Consider the following 19,509-nt stretch of genomic DNA (forward strand, 5'->3'; position numbering starts at 1 on the left):
TAAGCGTGGCAACGTCCTACTCTCACAGGGGGAATCCCCCAACTACCATCGGCGCTAAGAAGCTTAACTACTGTGTTCGGCATGGGAACAGGTGTATCCTTCTTGCTATCGCCACCACACTTATGTGATGTATTGCTATTCAATTCTTCGATGCCCCTTACTTCTAAACAATTAAATTGCAAGAGTAATGGCTAAGTAAACTTTCATTCACTCAAAACTGGATGTTGAAATATTCTCATCAAAACTTGCCTTGAATCCTACGTTCAAATCTTGGTTAAGTCCTCGACCGATTAGTACTAGTCCGCTCCATACATCACTGTACTTCCACTTCTAGCCTATCTACCTGATCGTCTCTCAGGGGTCTTACTTTCCGAAGAAATGGGAAATCTCATCTTGAGGGGGGCTTCACGCTTAGATGCTTTCAGCGTTTATCCCGTCCACACGTAGCTACCCAGCGATGCTCTTGGCAGAACAACTGGTACACCAGCGGTGTGTCCATCCCGGTCCTCTCGTACTAAGGACAGCTCCTCTCAAATTTCCTGCGCCCGCGACGGATAGGGACCGAACTGTCTCACGACGTTCTGAACCCAGCTCGCGTGCCGCTTTAATGGGCGAACAGCCCAACCCTTGGGACCGACTACAGCCCCAGGATGCGACGAGCCGACATCGAGGTGCCAAACCTCCCCGTCGATGTGGACTCTTGGGGGAGATAAGCCTGTTATCCCCAGGGTAGCTTTTATCCGTTGAGCGATGGCCCTTCCATGCGGAACCACCGGATCACTAAGTCCGTCTTTCGACCCTGCTCGACTTGTAGGTCTCGCAGTCAAGCTCCCTTATGCCTTTGCACTCTGCGAATGATTTCCAACCATTCTGAGGGAACCTTTGAGCGCCTCCGTTACTCTTTAGGAGGCGACCGCCCCAGTCAAACTGCCCATCTGACACTGTCTCCCACCGCGATCAGCGGTGCGGGTTAGAATGGTCATAACACAAGGGTAGTATCCCACCAGCGCCTCCACCGATACTAGCGTACCGGCCTCTACGGCTCCTACCTATCCTGTACATGTGTCACAAACATTCAATATCAAATTACAGTAAAGCTCCATGGGGTCTTTCCGTCCTGTCGCGGGTAACCTGCATCTTCACAGGTACTAAAATTTCACCGAGTCTCTCGTTGAGACAGTGCCCAAATCGTTACGCCTTTCGTGCGGGTCGGAACTTACCCGACAAGGAATTTCGCTACCTTAGGACCGTTATAGTTACGGCCGCCGTTTACTGGGGCTTCAATTTTGAGCTTCGCGTAAGCTAACCCATCCTCTTAACCTTCCAGCACCGGGCAGGCGTCAGCCCCTATACGTCATCTTTCGATTTTGCAGAGACCTGTGTTTTTGATAAACAGTCGCTTGGGCCTATTCACTGCGGCTGACCTTGCGGTCAGCACCCCTTCTCCCGAAGTTACGGGGTCATTTTGCCGAGTTCCTTAACGAGAGTTCGCTCGCTCACCTTAGGATACTCTCCTCGACTACCTGTGTCGGTTTGCGGTACGGGTAGTTACAATCTCCCTAGAAGCTTTTCTTGGCAGTGTGATGTCAGAAACTTCGGTACTTTAATTTCCCTCCCCATCACAGCTTGTCCTTAATGTCCGTAAGCATTTTACTCACAGACAGACTCACTGCTTGGCCACACACTTCCAGTCGTGTGGATTTCCTAACCTCCTGCGTCCCTCCATTGGTCAAACAATTATAACTAGTACAGGAATATCAACCTGTTGTCCATCGCCTACGCCTTTCGGCCTCGGCTTAGGTCCCGACTAACCCTGGGAGGACGAGCCTTCCCCAGGAAACCTTAGTCATACGGTGGACGGGATTCTCACCCGTCTTTCGCTACTCATACCGGCATTCTCACTTCTAAGCGCTCCAGTAGTCCTCACGATCTACCTTCAACGCCCTTAGAACGCTCTCCTACCAATGCACCATAGGTGCACTCCACAGCTTCGGTAATATGTTTAGCCCCGGTACATTTTCGGCGCAGGGTCACTCGACTAGTGAGCTATTACGCACTCTTTAAATGGTGGCTGCTTCTAAGCCAACATCCTAGTTGTCTGTGCAACCCCACATCCTTTTCCACTTAACATATATTTTGGGACCTTAGCTGGTGGTCTGGGCTGTTTCCCTTTCGACTACGGATCTTATCACTCGCAGTCTGACTCCCGGATATAAATGAATGGCATTCGGAGTTTATCTGAATTCGGTAACCCGAGATGGGCCCCTAGTCCAAACAGTGGCTCTACCTCCATCATTCTTCATCCGAGGCTAGCCCTAAAGCTATTTCGGAGAGAACCAGCTATCTCCAAGTTCGTTTGGAATTTCTCCGCTACCCACAGCTCATCCCCGCACTTTTCAACGTACGTGGGTTCGGTCCTCCAGTGCGTTTTACCACACCTTCAACCTGGCCATGGGTAGATCACATGGTTTCGGGTCTACGACAACGTACTCAAGCGCCCTATTCAGACTCGCTTTCGCTACGGCTCCGCCTATTCAGCTTAACCTCGCACGCTATCGTAACTCGCCGGTTCATTCTACAAAAGGCACGCCATCACCCATTAACGGGCTTTGACTTGTTGTAGGCACACGGTTTCAGGATCTATTTCACTCCCCTTCCGGGGTGCTTTTCACCTTTCCCTCACGGTACTGGTTCACTATCGGTCACTAGAGAGTATTTAGCCTTACGGGATGGTCCCCGCGGATTCCGACGGAATTTCTCGTGTTCCGCCGTACTCAGGATACTCATAGGTGTGCAATCATTTTCGCCTACGGGGCTTTTACCCACTACGGCTGACCTTTCCAGGTCGATTCGACTAACAATTACAGCTACCACAACTGAGTCCTACAACCCCAAAGAGCAAGCTCTTTGGTTTGGGCTCTTCCCGTTTCGCTCGCCGCTACTCAGGGAATCGAATTTTCTTTCTCTTCCTGCAGGTACTTAGATGTTTCAGTTCTCTGCGTCTCACCTCATATACCTATGTATTCAGTATATGATGACAGCCTATCAAAGCTGCCGGGTTTCCCCATTCGGAAATCTCTGGATCATAGCTTACTTACAGCTCCCCAAAGCATATCGGAGTTAGTCCCGTCCTTCATCGTCTTCTAGTGCCAAGGCATCCACCGTGCGCCCTTATTAACTTAACCTATTTTACTAACACTAATGTTAGATTTTTGGTTTCTAGTAACTAGCGATAGCTACCTCCACCAATCCTTTAAACAGCGTTTGAACTTTGTTTAAAAACTCTTGCTCAGTGTGTGATTGCTCACAACACTGTCAATCAACGCGGTGTTCTCGGTTTGTTTTGATTATTTTTACTTCAACTATCCAGTTTTCAATGAACAAATTAAAATGACAACCTACGTTGTCAATGGAGCCTAGCGGGATCGAACCGCTGACCTCCTGCGTGCAAAGCAGGCGCTCTCCCAGCTGAGCTAAGGCCCCGATGTTGTGTTTAAGAGTTAGACCTCTCAAAACTGAGCAAAGTAAGAACGAATTGTGTAGTTTCCGTAATATTCCTTAGAAAGGAGGTGATCCAGCCGCACCTTCCGATACGGCTACCTTGTTACGACTTCACCCCAATCATCTATCTCACCTTAGGCGGCTGGCTCCACAAGGGTTACCTCACCGATTTCGGGTGCTACAAACTTTCGTGGTGTGACGGGCGGTGTGTACAAGGCCCGGGAACGTATTCACCGTGGCGTTCTGATCCACGATTACTAGCGATTCCGGCTTCATGTAGGCGAGTTGCAGCCTACAATCCGAACTGAGAACGGCTTTAAGAGATTAGCTTGGCCTCGCGACTTCGCAACTCATTGTACCGTCCATTGTAGCACGTGTGTAGCCCAGGTCATAAGGGGCATGATGATTTGACGTCATCCCCACCTTCCTCCGGTTTGTCACCGGCAGTCTCGCTAGAGTGCCCAACTGAATGATGGCAACTAACAATAGGGGTTGCGCTCGTTGCGGGACTTAACCCAACATCTCACGACACGAGCTGACGACAACCATGCACCACCTGTCACCTTGTCCCCGAAGGGAAAGCTTGATCTCTCAAGTGGTCAAGGGATGTCAAGACCTGGTAAGGTTCTTCGCGTTGCTTCGAATTAAACCACATGCTCCACCGCTTGTGCGGGCCCCCGTCAATTCCTTTGAGTTTCAACCTTGCGGTCGTACTCCCCAGGCGGAGTGCTTAATGCGTTAACTGCAGCACTGAAGGGCGGAAACCCTCCAACACTTAGCACTCATCGTTTACGGCGTGGACTACCAGGGTATCTAATCCTGTTTGCTCCCCACGCTTTCGAGCCTCAGCGTCAGTTACAGACCAGAGAGTCGCCTTCGCCACTGGTGTTCCTCCATATATCTACGCATTTCACCGCTACACATGGAATTCCACTCTCCTCTTCTGCACTCAAGTTCCCCAGTTTCCAATGACCCTCCCCGGTTGAGCCGGGGGCTTTCACATCAGACTTAAAGAACCGCCTGCGCTCGCTTTACGCCCAATAAATCCGGACAACGCTTGCCACCTACGTATTACCGCGGCTGCTGGCACGTAGTTAGCCGTGGCTTTCTGGTTAGATACCGTCAAGGTGGGAACAGTTACTCTCCCACTTGTTCTTCTCTAACAACAGAGTTTTACGATCCGAAAACCTTCTTCACTCACGCGGCGTTGCTCGGTCAGACTTTCGTCCATTGCCGAAGATCCCCTACTGCTGCCTCCCGTAGGAGTCTGGGCCGTGTCTCAGTCCCAGTGTGGCCGATCACCCTCTCAGGTCGGCTATGCATCACGGTCTTGGTGAGCCTTTACCTCACCAACTAACTAATGCAGCGCGGGTCCATCCATTAGCGACACCCGAAAGCGTCTTTCATATCCGAGCCATGCGGCTCAAACAATTATGCGGTATTAGCACCTGTTTCCAAGTGTTATCCCCCTCTAATGGGCAGGTTACCCACGTGTTACTCACCCGTCCGCCACTCTTCTTTTCCCGGTGAGTGCAAGCACTCGGTGGAAAAAGAAGCGTTCGACTTGCATGTATTAGGCACGCCGCCAGCGTTCGTCCTGAGCCAGGATCAAACTCTCAATAAAAGTTATGATAAGTTCCGAAGAACTTTAGCTCATTTTGGTTGCTAGCGAATTAACTTCACTATCAATTTTTCTTAAAAAATTGTAAAATCTTTTAGTGTTCTTCTACTAAAGAAGAACAACTACACAATTTGGTTCGTCTTACTTTGTTCAGTTTTCAAAGGTCTAAGTTGGTTAACTGCTTGTTTCGCAGTTAAGTGTTTGTCGCCTTAGCAACTTTATTAGAATAACATGATTAGTTGTTATTGTCAACAACTTTTTCAAATTATTTTTTAAAGTTTTAATAGATCTTTCAATCTAGCGCAACTCAATTAGAATAACATATCAGGCATCACCCTGTCAATAACTTTTTCATAATAGTTTCATGTATTTCTTTCATAATTGCTACCTTGTCTCAGCGACATGTATTAATATATCAACTCTTTTAAGAAATTGCAACCATTATATTGCCTTTTTTTACTTTTTTTTTGAAATGTGATGATTAACTTAGAAATTCATTAAATCGTTCGTATTTGAGATATGATTACTATAACCATAAAATTATTGTTCGCTTAATTTTGCTCTTGCAATAATTAAACTTACTCATATCAATTCATGGCCTCTTTCATTCAATATCATAGGAACAACTTTTTATTCCCAATGATTAGATATAAATTGAGAATAAAAAAACACTAACAGCAACTTTGCTGTTAGCATCTCACGTTTACTCAAAAATCGGAACTCCAGATATCTGGAATTTGGTTAACACACTACGTAATGTTTTCGGGGTTTCCCACGCATAACTATCTGCTAGGACACTCTCGTTCTTTTGTTCCTCCATTTCAAACACAAAAAGAGGCATCTTTCGATCATTAACACTTACATTAGTTAACTCAACTAAATCAATCGAATTAACATCCATCATTACTTCCGATTTCAGCTCTTTCAAAATACAAGCTAAACTCGTGAAGTCTTCATTCATTGTGGTTGTGACAAAATCAAAATTTTCTTCGTTTCTTTTCACTAAAAACCTCTTATCACCGTTGGCACTATTAAGCATGACAGTACCTGCAACTAATTGGTTACTCAAAACTTCCACCTCAATTTGCAATGAATTTTCATTATTCTACCCAAATAATAGCACATTTTCAGAAAAAAATCATTTTTATTTTTCGGTAAGTTCTTTCATTGACTCATCGATCCACGTCGGCATCTGTAAATTCAAGCTTTCAAAGCCTACTTTCTTTTTTCGATTAGTGAAATATTTTTTTCGTTTATACAAAGGAAGCGGTGCCTTCAAGTCTAACGCCCTCATTGAGAGACTGATTTTTTGCGAATACTCATCTATATCAATAATTTTGACTTTAACAGCTTCCCCCACTCTTAGGACATCTGAAATATTCTTGATAAAACCATGTTTCACCTCTGAAATGTGAACCAATCCTTGGACCTCATTATCTAAAGAGATAAATGCCCCATAAGGTTGAACGCCAGTCACTGTTCCTTCTATTATCATGCCAATTGTATAACTCATATCAGATTACCTCCCTTTTCTTACGTTTAATCAAATAGCCTCAAGCTCTAATCTCTTTTATTATACGTCAAAAACAGCAGAATTGAAACAATCCACAATTAAGCTAATAAATTCTTTCCATAAAAAATGATGCCCATTCTGCAGTAACCTCAAAATATTAAACGCTTATTTTTCATATACATCATTTAGTTATTACTCTACTAGATTAAAGAGTAAGAAAAGATTATTTCTTTCGAGCCGACTGGCAACTTTGCGATAATACAGCTCACTTGTTCAATATAACTTTACTGCATATAGCTTGATTTCAACTCAAGCTATATCAAACTGTAAAAACACCGACCTCCAAACATTAGAATTTTACTCTAACTCTTGAGGGTCGGTGTATTTTTTTAATTTAGTTCTTCGATTGCTAATAATAAGCAACCGGTAATCCCTGCGTTGTCACCTAATCCGCATGGAAAAATGTACTCTTCTAATGCCGGAGTCGCCACATAACCGTTCATTTGCTTAACGAAGGATTCTCTTATTAGGGGGAAGAGCTGCGTTTGCTTCATAACGCCTCCACCCATTACCACCATTTCAGGTGACAAAATCAAGGTATAGCTCATGATTGCTTGTGCTAAATAATAAGCTTCTATCTCCCAGGCTTGGTGATCCGTCCCTAGCTCATGTCCTTTAATCCCATGACGTTTTTCTAGAGACGGTCCAGCAGCAACGCCTTCTAAACAGTCGCCATGATAAGGACAGGCACCTTCATAAGTGTCAGCTGGGTGTTTTCTCACCAAAATATGTCCTACTTCTGGATGTCCATAACCATTGATGATTTTACCATCAATTACAACACCGCCACCAATTCCAGTTCCAACTGTAATATAGAGACAACTGTCTTTTCCAACTGCTGCTCCCTTTTTTAATTCACCATAAGCAGCCGCATTAACATCTGTTGTCCAAGCAACTGGTATTTGATAACGAGCTTTAAGGGCTCCTAAGAAATCATAGTGTGCCCAAGCTAATTTTGGGGTACTGGTAATGTAACCATATGTCTCAGACTTTTGATTAACATCAATCGGACCAAATGATCCCACACCTATTGACGCTACTTCAAATTGATCAAAAAAAGCAAAAACAGCAGTCATTGTTTCTTCTGGTACAGTTGTCGGGATGCTCACACGCTCTTTAATATCTAAATGTTCGTCACTGACGGCACACACAAACTTTGTGCCTCCCGCCTCAATAGCTCCATATAACACTTTGAAAAACCTCCTTACAAAAATAGAAAAGCTTTCACCTAATAATTAGTCAGAAATTTCAATTGTTTCAATCACAATATCATAAACAGGTTTGTCTTGAGGCCCCCGTTGAACAGCTGCGATATCATCCATCACATCAAGGCCTTCCATAACATGACCAAACACAGTGTGACGGAAGTCTAACCAAGGAGTTCCCCCATTTTTATATGCTTCAATAATCTCAGCAGGAAATTCAGCTCCCTCTAATTGCCCAATCATATTAGCCGGTACATTTTGATTTTGAACAATAAAGAACTGACTACCGTTTGTATTAGGTCCAGCATTTGCCATTGATAAAGCACCACGAAGGTTAAATAGCTCTTTCGAAAACTCATCTTCAAAAGTCTCACCATAAATACTTTCGCCACCCATACCAGTTCCCGTAGGATCGCCACCTTGAATCATAAAATCAGGAATAACACGATGAAAAATAATTCCATCATAATACCCTTTTTTAGCTAATTCAACAAAATTTTCAACGGTTTTAGGCGCTGCTTCCGGAAATAATTTAAACGTCATATTCCCTTTATTAGTTTTAATTGTTGCAATTGGACCTGGTGCGTCTTGGACATTTAATTGATGATAAGTCATTGATTGTCTTCCTCCTAATTTGTATTCCTTTCAATGATACCTAAAAATACGAATTATTTCTATCTATTTCTATCAAAAATGCAAATTTGTGTCGTTATTACTATAATTATTCTATACTAATTCAGAATGGGTTAATCCATTCAAAAGAGAAAACGGAGGTGCGTCATAAGATGTCATCACAAGAAATTTTTGATATAACAATCGTCGGTGGCGGTCCCGCAGGCCTATTCGCCGCTTTTTATGCCGGCATGCGACAAGCAAAAACTAAAATTATTGAAAGCCTACCCCAACTTGGCGGTCAGCTTGCAATGCTTTATCCCGAAAAGAAAATTTATGACATTGCTGGCTTTCCAAACGTCAAAGCTAGCGAGTTGGTCCATAATCTCATTCAACAAATTGAGCGCTTCGACCAAACCATTTGTTTAGAGGAAGAAGTTCTCGACTTGATTACTGTTGAAGATAAATTGATTAAAGTCGTGACAACTGCCGGCGAACACTTATCGCGCAGTGTTATTATTACTGCCGGTAACGGTGCTTTTCAGCCACGAAAATTACAGATTGAAAAAGCTGAAGAATTAGAAGGCAGTTCCTTGCATTACTATGTCACAGATACAGAAAAATTTCGAGATAAGAATGTCATGATCTGTGGTGGGGGGGATTCCGCAATCGACTGGTCCCTCATGCTTGAGCCTATTGCCAAAACTGTCACACTTGTTCACCGTCGTCCAGACTTTAGAGCCCACGAACACAGTGTGACACTTCTCAATGATTCATCAATAAAAGTGAGAACTCCCTTTGTTCTAGATGAGCTTGTGACAACAGACAATCAGTTATCAGCTATAAAATTGAGCAATCCAAAAGACAGTATTCAAGAAGTTTTACCTATTGATGAATTAATTGTCAATTACGGCTTCAGTTCCTCTCTGGGTGAAATCAAAAATTGGTCGCTAGATTTTTCTCGTCATTCCATTTTGGTAGGTAGCGACATGTCTACTTCTATGCCTGGCATCTATGCCGCTGGAGATATTTGCACCTATGAAGGAAAAGTCAAACTAATCGCAACAGGGTTTGGGGAAGCTCCGACAGCTGTGAATAATGCTCTTCACTATATCCGTCCAGATATTCGGACTCAACCAACTCATAGCACGAGTTTATTTGAAGGGCAGTAGCTAAAACATCGCTACCATTGATTAGATGGCACTATAACAAATGTCTTTTAGCACTTATCACATACGTAAATATATGAAAATTAGAAGAGGCTGAGACATAAAGTCGTTTTGTTACAAGCGTTACAGAAACTTCGATACCTTAACACTTGCAACTTTAGTTGCTTAGAAAGTGAGTAGTCTTTGGAGTACGTTTGTCGCATAACATGCGTGAAATGAAGAACACACAAAATTGACTCGTTTAAACTAAGCTTGCTTTCTATTTGCCTAACAGGGTAAGATAAAGTGTACTCAAAAACTAAAAAGAATGGAGAAACAAAATGAAAATAGATAAAAGCATTCTAGAAAAAACAGCGAAAGAGTTGTTAATACAACGAGGCGTTACGATTGCCGACATTGCAGAACTTGTTTATTTTCTTCAAAAAGATTATGTTTCCCAACTAACTTTAGAAAGTTGCGAAGAAAATGTCGAGGCTGTATTACTTAAAAGAGAAGTTCAAAACACTATAATCACAGGAATTCAATTAGATATTTCAGCCGAAAACAATGAACTGCTTAGCCCTCTTCAAGAAATATTGACAGAAGATGAAGGTCTATACGGGATTGATGAAATTATGGCTCTTTCGATTGTTAATGTTTATGGGTCAATCGGCTTTACTAATTATGGCTATATCGATAAAGTAAAACCAGGAATTCTGGCCAAGTTAAATTCCTACGATGGCAAGGAAGTTCATACTTTCTTAGATGATATCGTAGGCGCTATTGCGGCAGCGGCCGCTAGCCGAATCGCCCATGCCCAAGCCGACTAACTAAAAAATGATGAGAGTGAGACAAAAGTCCCACCCTCATCATTTTTTATATGCTTGTACATTCTGTCGCATTTCATGCTTGCCAAAATAAATACCTGCGAGCAACATTAGCTCTAATAAAATGGAGGCTAAAATAAAGCAGTGCATGAAAAACTCTTGAGGGAGTACATTAATAACTGGATCAGTTGCTGGATCAAAAATCCACGCATCATTATTAAAAAAAACACCGTGAAAGGCCTCAAAAAAAGCATCAAAACCGATTGCCATAATAAAACCAAAAACAAGAGGAATTAATGCGCCATATTGAAACGGCCGAATGAGCTGCCATAAACGCTTTTGTTTCACTAGTTGTCTAAGATACAAGACAGTTGGAATAAAAGTCACAAGCAAAACACCATAATTTAGCAAAAATAACTTCTTAACTTCGTAAAAATGAAACGCACCTGAAGCGGAAACTGGAAAATCAGGCAAGTGCAAATCAGTAATAAAGGGATTATTTAGATACCACATGAGATCACGATAATTTGCAAGTAAAGCTTGTTTTGAGATTTCTACCCACTCTAAAATTGCCAAATGCTCGACATCCCATACATACAAAGGATAGGCATTAATTGTAATAGTTATAACCAAACTAATTATCGTTAAAAATAAACACAACAATCCTGCACGATGACGCCACTTTTGCCCGCTCATTTAAACACCCCACTCATCCAAACTCTCCACAACATATGTAGGCGCTTTTGGCAATTTCTCCACATCAGCAGCTTGCGTAAATCCAGATAAAACTAGTAATGTGTCGATTCGATTTTGTAAGCCCGCTTGAATATCAGTCTCATAATTGTCACCAACCATTAAAACTTGTTGTGCTGTCAAACCAAGATGCTCTAAAGCTTTTTCCATAATAATAGCTTGGGGTTTACCAATAATCACCGGTTCAACTCGAGTGGCAGTCTCTAACAAGGCCAGCAATGAGCCTGCTCCAGGTACTAACCCACGCTCAGTAGGTATATTTTTATCAGGATTAGTTCCGATAAAATGAGCACCATTTTGGATGGCTAACGTTGCAATTGTTAACTTTTCATACGTTACCTGGCTATCCAAACCAACCACAACATAATCTGGTTGCTTCTCCTCAAGCTGATAACCAGCCGCCTGTATAGCGTCAATTAAGCCCGTTTCACCGATCACATATACTTTTTTACCAAGAGACTTTTCATCCATATAATCAATCGTCGCCAAGCTTGCGGTATAAATTGTTTCAATAGGAACCTCAATCGAAAAATTACTTAGCAGATTTTCTTGAACAGCTTGTGGACTTTTGGTCGTATTATTCGTCACAAACAAATAAGGAATGTGAGCAGCCTGTAATCTTTCAACAAAACGCTTTCCAGCAGGAATCGGCTCTTTACCTAAATAGATTGTGCCATCTAAATCAATTAAATACCCTTGGTAAGTCATCTTTTTCTCCTCAATAAATAACTGTTATTTATTAAACTCTATTCACCTTTTTGACGAATAGTGAACCCACGCTTATTATCTTGCGATTTCTGTGATGGTTGTTTAATCTCTTTGGTTACTTTTTCTTGAACTTGCTCTTTATCCTGCCGATTCTTTATAACTGGTGCTTTTTTATGGCGAACTTGTGCTTTTTCAGGAGCCTTACCTTGCTTTTCTTGAATATGAGCTGCCTGTTTTACTTGATTGGGCTTCTGATTATTTTTACGATTATTTCGTTTATTTCGATTTTGTGCCTTCTCTTTTCGTATCCCTGCGCCCTCTCGCTCTAAAACAAAATAAGCACAACCAAAATTGCAATACTCATACAAATAGTCTTGAAGTGAGCCAATTCGCTGCTCCACTGGCATTCTTTTCTGAGTCTCAGAAAAAAACCCTTTTAAACGTAATTGCTCAAATCCAATATCTCCTACAATATAATCATAGCGATTAAGTACATCACTGTAACGCTCATTTATTTTTTCAAGATCAAACGCTTCACGATAATTTTCGACTAAGCGGTATTGACGTTGATCAATCATCACAATTTCATCATCTAAAAAGGTAATTCGTTGCTTCTTTTCTTTTTCTGTTGGACTCTCATTTGCGATATCCGTCAACACTGATTCAAGCTCGTCAGTCATCGTCTTCTCTATCACCTGTTCTTGGTCTGTTGTTTCCATTACATTGTCACCGCCTATTTTTTCATTTACTCATTTTATTATAGCCTTTTTTTAAGCGCAAGGATAGTGCTCTAAAAAATAGTCACCTAGAACATGGCGAATAAATTCTGGAAAAAGCATCTCAATTTCTGCTTTCTCCCTTAGTGTTGGAAAAAAAGGAATAAATATCAGATGATCGACCGTCACAAATGTGTATAGCCGATCCAGCTCAATTTTTTGTCCCAGCCAAGTTACAGCCCCATGTTGCCAATTAAACCCTAGTGCTCTAATCTCTCCGAAAATTTTTCCACGAAACCCCATGCCTACAATTGGAAAATTAAGCAATTGTTTTTGCTCTTTTCTTAATTCAACGACTAACTCTAATAAAGACTCCCCTGTTAAAGTCACTTTTACTAAGTGCATTGGATGTGGTAAACAACGATGTAAATCATCTTTAGATAGCTTACCCGCAGGCAAGGGTTCTAAAAAAAGCCCCGAATTCAGCAGAGCTGCTTCTACCCGAGCGTAGGAGGCAACTGCCATCAAAGCGCTATCTATTAACGGATGCTCTTCCAAAGGGTTGGCACTTAAAGTTTCAGGTAGGCATCCCACAACTTGCTTGTCTAATAAGTCATGACCTAGACTTAGAAACCCATTGATTTCTGACTGATCCTCTTCAAGTGCTGGCAACTCACTCACAACCTGTACTTCAGCCTTTTTAGCCACTATCTGTTGGTTGCTTACGGTTAGCGTTACTCTACCAATGTAGCGACCGAATTTTCCAGCCGCAGCTAATAGCGTGTTATTTACTATCATCCCATCCACAAAAAGATGATGAGTATGGGAGCCAAGAACCACTGCTATTTCTGGGTACTCCTGCGCAATTCGAGTTTCTTCTTCAATCCCAAGATGTGACATCAAAATAATATGATCACATTTAGGGCTCATTTCAGCTAATAATTCTGGCAAAACTTGATCTGTCTCAAAGACATCCCAGCCATTTGGATTATAAGTTAACGGAAAAGGAGCTGTTAATCCAACAAAGCCGATTCGTGTTCCTTGGTTAGTGGTCAGTACTGAGTATGGACGAGCCCACGTAGGTAAAGCCCCTGTTAGCTGATCTTTGACATTCGCTAATAGAACTGAAAAATTAGCGTCGTCATAAAGCCGATTCAGTTGCTCGCGACTATTACCGATTCCTTCATTGTTTCCAATCGTGGCACAATCATAATTCACCTGATTCATCAGCATCGTATTTGCTTGCCCATCGGTGGCCTCGGTTAATGGGTGAACTCGGTCAGAAAAATCACCTAAATCAAGTGTGATAACGGACTTCCCTTCCTCTTTTAAAAGGTGTTGCTGATTCAGCAAATAGCGTCGTATTTGTGGCCAGTTCTCAAAATGTGAATGAAGATCATTTGTATGTAGTATTACTATTTCTTCCATATAGATTATACACTTTCTATCAATTAATTTGTAAACTGATCAAGCAATAGTCTTGAATCAACAATTCTTAATCATTTTTAGAGGGTGAGACAAAAGTAAAAGTTCTTTTGCCTCACCCTCTTTTTTAGTTATTATACAGTATATATTGTTTTCAACTCTTTCACAAGACCATCTGATAGACCTAGGCCATCCTTAACAAAGCCTCTCAAACCACCAAACTCCTTATCCATTGTCTCAAAGGTAACATCCAGATACTCCTTCTTGACATACATCATGGTTTCAACTTCCTTTAATTGTTCCTCACTCATCCCTTTTTCTCGCATACCAGCAATCATTAAATCATTGGCAGCTTTACGCATTTTATTCGTTTTTAAATAATCATCATAAATATCTTCCTTTGAGACATCCAACAACCCTAAAACTAATGCCGCTGCTACACCAGTTCTATCTTTTCCAGCAAAACAGTGGAAAATAAAAGGATCTTCATCCTTAACAACTTGCTCTAAAAACTGACGATAGCCCGCTTGCCCAGAATGTGATAGCAACATTTCACGATAAATAAATTTCATATGGGTATCAGCAGAAGTCGGCTCAGCAGTCATATCCTCTAAACTGGAAGATTGACCATCTAAATCCTTCATGATATCCAAATTAACATAGGTTGTTCCAGCAAAAACGTCATCTGGACGATCTGCTAATTCACTTGCACCCCGTAAATCAAAAATAGTTTTAATCCCAAATTCACCAACAAATTTATCCCTATCCTCAGCTGATAAATCAACAATTTCACCACTTCTAAAAATTTTTCCAGTTTTAACTTGATGGCCCTCTAACGTTTTGTAGCCACCTGCATCTCTAAAATTTACTAATGTTTTCATCCTATTCTTCCTTTCATCTTTGCTATCTTTACACATCCACTAGTCTAATTTTCATGACATTTTCATGAATGGATAAATCCTCGATTAAGTCAGCAAAATTTTTACCACGTGGTAATTCAATCGTGTATAGGTTTGTATATATCTTTCGATCATCTACTAATTCAACATCAAAGTTAACATCCCTAACCTCTACCTTATTAGCTAAAAAATAATCAGTTATAAACTCCTTAGTCTCAACACGATGAACATATTTGACCTCTAATTTTTTCATTGACGGAACTACGATTACTTTTTTTAATAAGGTTAAAGTTAATTGAATCGTCACAAAACCAGCAATAGCAATTTCGTAATACCCCATTCCAGTGGCAATCCCTATACAAGCAACTGTCCATAGAGAAGCCGCTGTCGTCAAGCCCATAACCGAACGCTTCGTAACTATGATAGTACCCGCTCCCAAAAAACCAATCCCACTAATAACTTGCGCTATCAAACGTGCCTGATCTGAACGAACAACACCAGCTAATTCTGGCTGAGAGGTCGCTATATGCAACGCATCGATAGAAATCTGATCCTGCATCAATGCCACAACAGTTGCTCCAACACAAACTAAAATATGTGTACGAATTCCAGCTGGACGATTCTTAAACTCACGATCAAAGCCAATTGCGCCAGAAACAACTACTGCTAGCAATAACCGTTGAATAATTTCCGTTAGAGTCATTCGCCCCCTCCTTTCGTCCTATCATTACTTTTTATCTCCTCTATTAGTTTAGCACTCCTGTGATTGAAATTCTAGTGAAGTGCAATTCTAAAAGGGACTGTGAAAAAAGTCGTTTTGCTCCGAGTACTACGTAAACTTCGATACCTTAACGCTCTTCGATGTCCCTCATTTCTAAGGGCTAAAGCCCAAAAAAGGATGGCTTGCCGGTTTACTTGCTTAGTGTTTAGGATAACGAAACGAAGCGTAGTGAAACATAGTGAACAGACTTTTGGAACGCATTTATCGCACAATATGCGTGAAACAAAATAGGGCGTGACTTATGTCACAGCCCCTTCTATTTCACTGATGTCTCGCAATAAATTCAATAAATTTATCTGCTTGTTGTGTATCTTCGGCTATCTTGTTCCACTGTTCCTTTTCACATCTGTTGCAGCAATGACGCAACTGATATCCCTACTTACCAGAATAATGATATCCAACAGGTGCCATTAAACCTCCACATGTCGCAACTCGATCCCCTGGTAAAACCTCTAGATGTTTCGAATACAGACAATTCGGACAATGGTTTCGGTAGCTTCCATTAGAAACTGGTAAAACATCATGGCCACAACATTCACATGTAAAGTTATTATTTTCTTTCGCTCTCATTTTTCCTCTTCCTTTGCTTAAAATTCAAACAAAGGCTTAGGGTTCCGTTTATTCTTCATAGTATAATCAGCTTCTGGCTAATCACTACCATGTTCTAGGCTTTTTCAAATGAGGGACCGATTCACCGTCTATTTCTGATAAACGATTACTTCCTTTTCCAACTTCAAAGAGACTTTTTTCATCCTCTTATCCGAACCACTACTTAGGTTGATTATTTGTCTAAGTCACTGTATTGCGGATGACCACAATCCAAAGGTAGGTGTCAATAAGAAATCACTAGTTTAATCACTTTTTGATTTTAAGTGAGACATAGCGTCCGTCCCCTAAAGAGTTAGACTTTTTCTTAACATTTAATAATTGCTCCTTTCTTCATACTTACAGTCTCCACTCATTATACAAAATAATTGACCTCTGACAAACGGCTTTCATCACACTAGTTTACTTAGTATGATGATGATTTCCCAAGAGACGATGAGCCAGATACTTCAATCCATAGAATAACGGAATTACCGCGATCATCATAGGCAAATAAACAAGAGCTAGCTGCCATTGAAACAGGCTGACCAATGAAAAAAGTCGACCAAAAAAGGTAAACACAATCAAAAATAGACTTGCTAACACAGCTATCATTGTCATTATTTTCCAATTGCTAGGCTTTGCTACATAATAAAGAGCAACAAAGCAAACCATACCAGTCATCCAAACCGTCACCGTTGATTTTTCCTCATAACTCCAACCTAACTGATTCCCCAATATTAAAATACCTAAAGAAAAAAGAACCACACTAAGACCACTTGCTAAAGCCGGCTCTAAAACATTTTGAAAGAAGCGGCCTTTAATCGGTGCAACATTCGGTCTTAACGCTAAGAAAAACGACGGAATTCCTACCGTCAATGTGCTTATAGGACTCAATTGAATAGGTTGAAACGGATAGGGTGAGCTTATAAAAATGAAAAGTGCTGCTAAAATGATTGAATAAATTGTTTTAGTTAGATATAAGGAGGCAACTCGCTGAATATTGTTAACTACTTTTCGCCCTTCTAACACGACACCGACCATTGAATCAAAGTTTGAGTCAAGTAAAACAAAATCAGCGATTCCCTTGGCCGCATCACTTCCATTTGCCATCACAATACTACAATCAGCCTTCTTAAGAGCTAAAATATCATTGACACCATCTCCTGTCATTCCAACAGTCAAACCGTTTTTTTGCAAAGCTGCTACTAATGACCGTTTCTGTTCAGGAGATACCCGGCCAAAAACCCGCTTCTCTTTGACTAATTTCTGATAATCAATGTCGCTTGGTACCTGACTCATATCGACCATCATTTCACTATCTTTAACCCCAGCTCTTTTAGCAATTTGAGCGACTGTTTGCGGATGATCTCCTGAAATGATACAAATCTCAACATCTTGTTCCATAAAATACTTAAGGGTCTGAGGCGCTTCTGATCTAATTTCATCTTCTAAAAAAAGGATTCCCTCTAAAGTCAAGGTTTTAGGTAAATTTTGTTCTATCAGCGGTTCTTTACTAGAAGCGATTGCTAGAACCCTCAAACCTTCCTTAGTAGCCTGAGACATTCTTTTCGTTAATTCCTCAGAAAAAGACTTAAATAAATATTCTGGTGCCCCAATTACGACACTCCCTTTTTCTTGATAGTCAACGCCACTCCATTTTCGCGCTGAAGAAAATGGCATAGTTTTAGTAATTGGCCAGTCAGTTCCATCCGAAGGGAATTCTTTCAATAATGCTAAACCAGTTGCATTATCCTCATTTAAATCATGAGCAACGTGTCCCACCATTTCTGCAAAATCAGCTTTTGAGCGTTTCGTGATTACCTCTGTTCGTATGACTTTCAACTCTCCGCTTGTTAGGGTTCCAGTTTTATCTAAGCAAAGAATGTTAACCCTTGCCAGAGTTTCAATTGAGCCCATGGTTTTAACTAAGACTTTTTTCTGTGTCAGTCGGATAACACCAACAGCCAATGCGACCGTGGTCAATAGGACAAGGCCTTCTGGAATCATTCCAATCATTGCGGCAGTTGAGCCCAAAATAGCCTGATTGATGGACATATCTCCTAACATACTTGATAGAAACAACAACGCGCCAACAGGTATAATTCCAAAGGTTAAAACGCGAATAATTTTCTTCATGGTTTGAACTAACTCACTATAAATACTCTTCTCGCCCTTGGCTTCTAAGGCCAATTTGGAACTATAACTATCTGCACCAACCTTCGTTGCTTCAATCACTGCACTACCACTCACAACAAAACTACCAGAGTAGACCGTATCCCCAACTTCTTTAATGACAGGGTCCGCTTCACCTGTGAGTTGCGATTCATCGCACTCAATCCCACTCGTTTCTAAAATTAGCCCATCAACAACAATTTGTTGTCCGCGCTTAATCGTTAATAAATCATTCTTAACAATTTCCTCTTGTAAAATTAGTTCTTGCTGAGAATTTCTAATCACAGTGGCTTTAGCTTGATTTAACAGCGCTAATTCATCCACATTCTTTTTGGCTCGAAGCTCCTGATAAACACCGACTGTTGTATTAACAATAATAACCCCGAGAAAAAGTAAATTCTTATAGCTTCCTGTATAAATCACAAAGCCCGCAATCACAATGTTGATCAAATTAAATAGTGTCAAACTATTTTCTAAAAATATTTGTTTAAAACTTCTCGTCATAGGTGGCAAAGCATCATTTGTTTCCCCGCGAGCCTTACGTGTTTCGACGTCAGCGTAGCTAAGTCCAGGATAGTCATATTTATTTGTCATTACGGCTTCCTCTCTGAAATAACCATTCTCTCATTCTATTTCACTTGATACTTCTTAGAATAAATCATCTTTACTTTTTTAACCTCAGACTAAAGGTCTAAATTTGCTAAACTTAAGAAACTCTTTAACAGTCTAGCTTTTTCTCGTATATATTAAGTAGCATTCGCGCTGTATTTACTAAAAATTATGTCGCTATGATTATTATATTTCTTGAACCACTTATTAACTCGAACTCGAAGCAATAATGACATAAAAAAACCAACCTTTAGAGGGTGGGACAAAACTCTCTTAAAACAGAAAAATATCTTGGTGACAATCAGAATAACTGATAATCGCCAAGATATTTTTTGTACATTGAGTAGATTAGGCCAATTTATGACCAATTT

The 19,509-nt window shown here is 40.9% G+C and carries 14 protein-coding genes, 1 tRNA gene and 3 rRNA genes; 2 read left to right on the forward strand and 16 right to left on the reverse strand.

From position 1 onward, the window contains the following. Window positions 1-3: 3 nt before the first annotated feature. From rrf to AC5KOD_RS04710, 8 genes are all read right to left on the reverse strand, one after another. A 5S ribosomal RNA gene (rrf, locus tag AC5KOD_RS04675) occupies window positions 4-119 on the reverse strand. 151 nt (window positions 120-270) lie between these two features. Continuing rightward, window positions 271-3,185, reverse strand: a 23S ribosomal RNA gene (locus tag AC5KOD_RS04680). A 225-nt stretch (window positions 3,186-3,410) separates the two neighbouring features. Beyond that, window positions 3,411-3,483: transfer RNA gene (locus AC5KOD_RS04685), tRNA-Ala, on the reverse strand. A 79-nt stretch (window positions 3,484-3,562) separates the two neighbouring features. Further along, window positions 3,563-5,125, reverse strand: a 16S ribosomal RNA gene (locus tag AC5KOD_RS04690). The 16S, 23S and 5S rRNA genes sit together here with 1 tRNA gene alongside, the layout of an rRNA operon. A 700-nt stretch (window positions 5,126-5,825) precedes the next feature. After that, window positions 5,826-6,191 carry a hypothetical protein gene (locus AC5KOD_RS04695; protein ID WP_496913375.1) on the reverse strand — a complete coding sequence of 122 codons (366 nt, stop codon included), beginning with the start codon at window positions 6,189-6,191 and terminating at the stop codon, window positions 5,826-5,828. A 75-nt stretch (window positions 6,192-6,266) separates the two neighbouring features. Beyond that, window positions 6,267-6,635, reverse strand: a complete 369-nt coding sequence (locus AC5KOD_RS04700; protein ID WP_496913376.1) for a CvfD/Ygs/GSP13 family RNA-binding post-transcriptional regulator — start codon at window positions 6,633-6,635, stop codon at window positions 6,267-6,269. A 389-nt stretch (window positions 6,636-7,024) separates the two neighbouring features. Continuing rightward, window positions 7,025-7,885, reverse strand: coding sequence for an ROK family protein (locus AC5KOD_RS04705; protein WP_496913377.1), 861 nt, complete (start codon window positions 7,883-7,885; stop codon window positions 7,025-7,027). Window positions 7,886-7,930: 45 nt separating this feature from the next. Next, window positions 7,931-8,515: a peptidylprolyl isomerase gene (locus tag AC5KOD_RS04710; protein WP_496913378.1), complete on the reverse strand. Its 585-nt coding sequence runs from the start codon at window positions 8,513-8,515 to the stop codon at window positions 7,931-7,933. 170 nt (window positions 8,516-8,685) lie between these two features. Here AC5KOD_RS04710 and AC5KOD_RS04715 point away from each other — a divergent pair, with 170 nt between their 5' ends. Both AC5KOD_RS04715 and AC5KOD_RS04720 read left to right on the forward strand, forming a co-directional pair. After that, window positions 8,686-9,684: an NAD(P)/FAD-dependent oxidoreductase gene (locus AC5KOD_RS04715; protein WP_496913379.1), complete on the forward strand. Its 999-nt coding sequence runs from the start codon at window positions 8,686-8,688 to the stop codon at window positions 9,682-9,684. Window positions 9,685-10,001: 317 nt separating this feature from the next. Next, window positions 10,002-10,490, forward strand: a complete 489-nt coding sequence (locus tag AC5KOD_RS04720; protein ID WP_496913380.1) for a phosphatidylglycerophosphatase A family protein — start codon at window positions 10,002-10,004, stop codon at window positions 10,488-10,490. 39 nt (window positions 10,491-10,529) lie between these two features. Here AC5KOD_RS04720 and AC5KOD_RS04725 read toward each other — a convergent pair whose 3' ends face one another. From AC5KOD_RS04725 to AC5KOD_RS04760, 8 genes are all read right to left on the reverse strand, one after another. Then, window positions 10,530-11,183, reverse strand: a complete 654-nt coding sequence (locus AC5KOD_RS04725) for a TIGR01906 family membrane protein (protein WP_496913381.1) — start codon at window positions 11,181-11,183, stop codon at window positions 10,530-10,532. Next, window positions 11,184-11,948, reverse strand: coding sequence for a TIGR01457 family HAD-type hydrolase (locus AC5KOD_RS04730; protein ID WP_496913382.1), 765 nt, complete (start codon window positions 11,946-11,948; stop codon window positions 11,184-11,186). 38 nt (window positions 11,949-11,986) lie between these two features. Continuing rightward, window positions 11,987-12,667, reverse strand: coding sequence for a YutD family protein (locus tag AC5KOD_RS04735; protein ID WP_496913383.1), 681 nt, complete (start codon window positions 12,665-12,667; stop codon window positions 11,987-11,989). 51 nt (window positions 12,668-12,718) lie between these two features. Continuing rightward, window positions 12,719-14,092 carry a bifunctional metallophosphatase/5'-nucleotidase gene (locus AC5KOD_RS04740; protein WP_496913384.1) on the reverse strand — a complete coding sequence of 458 codons (1,374 nt, stop codon included), beginning with the start codon at window positions 14,090-14,092 and terminating at the stop codon, window positions 12,719-12,721. Window positions 14,093-14,223: 131 nt separating this feature from the next. Beyond that, complete coding sequence (locus AC5KOD_RS04745) at window positions 14,224-14,970, reverse strand: tyrosine-protein phosphatase (RefSeq protein ID WP_496913385.1); 747 nt, start codon at window positions 14,968-14,970, stop codon at window positions 14,224-14,226. 28 nt (window positions 14,971-14,998) lie between these two features. Continuing rightward, window positions 14,999-15,691 carry an MgtC/SapB family protein gene (locus tag AC5KOD_RS04750; RefSeq protein WP_496913386.1) on the reverse strand — a complete coding sequence of 231 codons (693 nt, stop codon included), beginning with the start codon at window positions 15,689-15,691 and terminating at the stop codon, window positions 14,999-15,001. Between the two features lie 453 nt (window positions 15,692-16,144). Further along, entirely contained in the window at window positions 16,145-16,339 is a 195-nt protein-coding gene (locus tag AC5KOD_RS04755; protein WP_496913387.1) for an RNHCP domain-containing protein, read from the reverse strand. Window positions 16,340-16,777: 438 nt separating this feature from the next. Then, a complete protein-coding gene (locus tag AC5KOD_RS04760) occupies window positions 16,778-19,123 on the reverse strand; it encodes an HAD-IC family P-type ATPase (protein ID WP_496913388.1) in 2,346 nt (781 codons plus the stop codon). Window positions 19,124-19,509 lie beyond the last annotated feature (386 nt).

This window comes from Vagococcus sp. WN80Y (assembly GCF_059621045.1).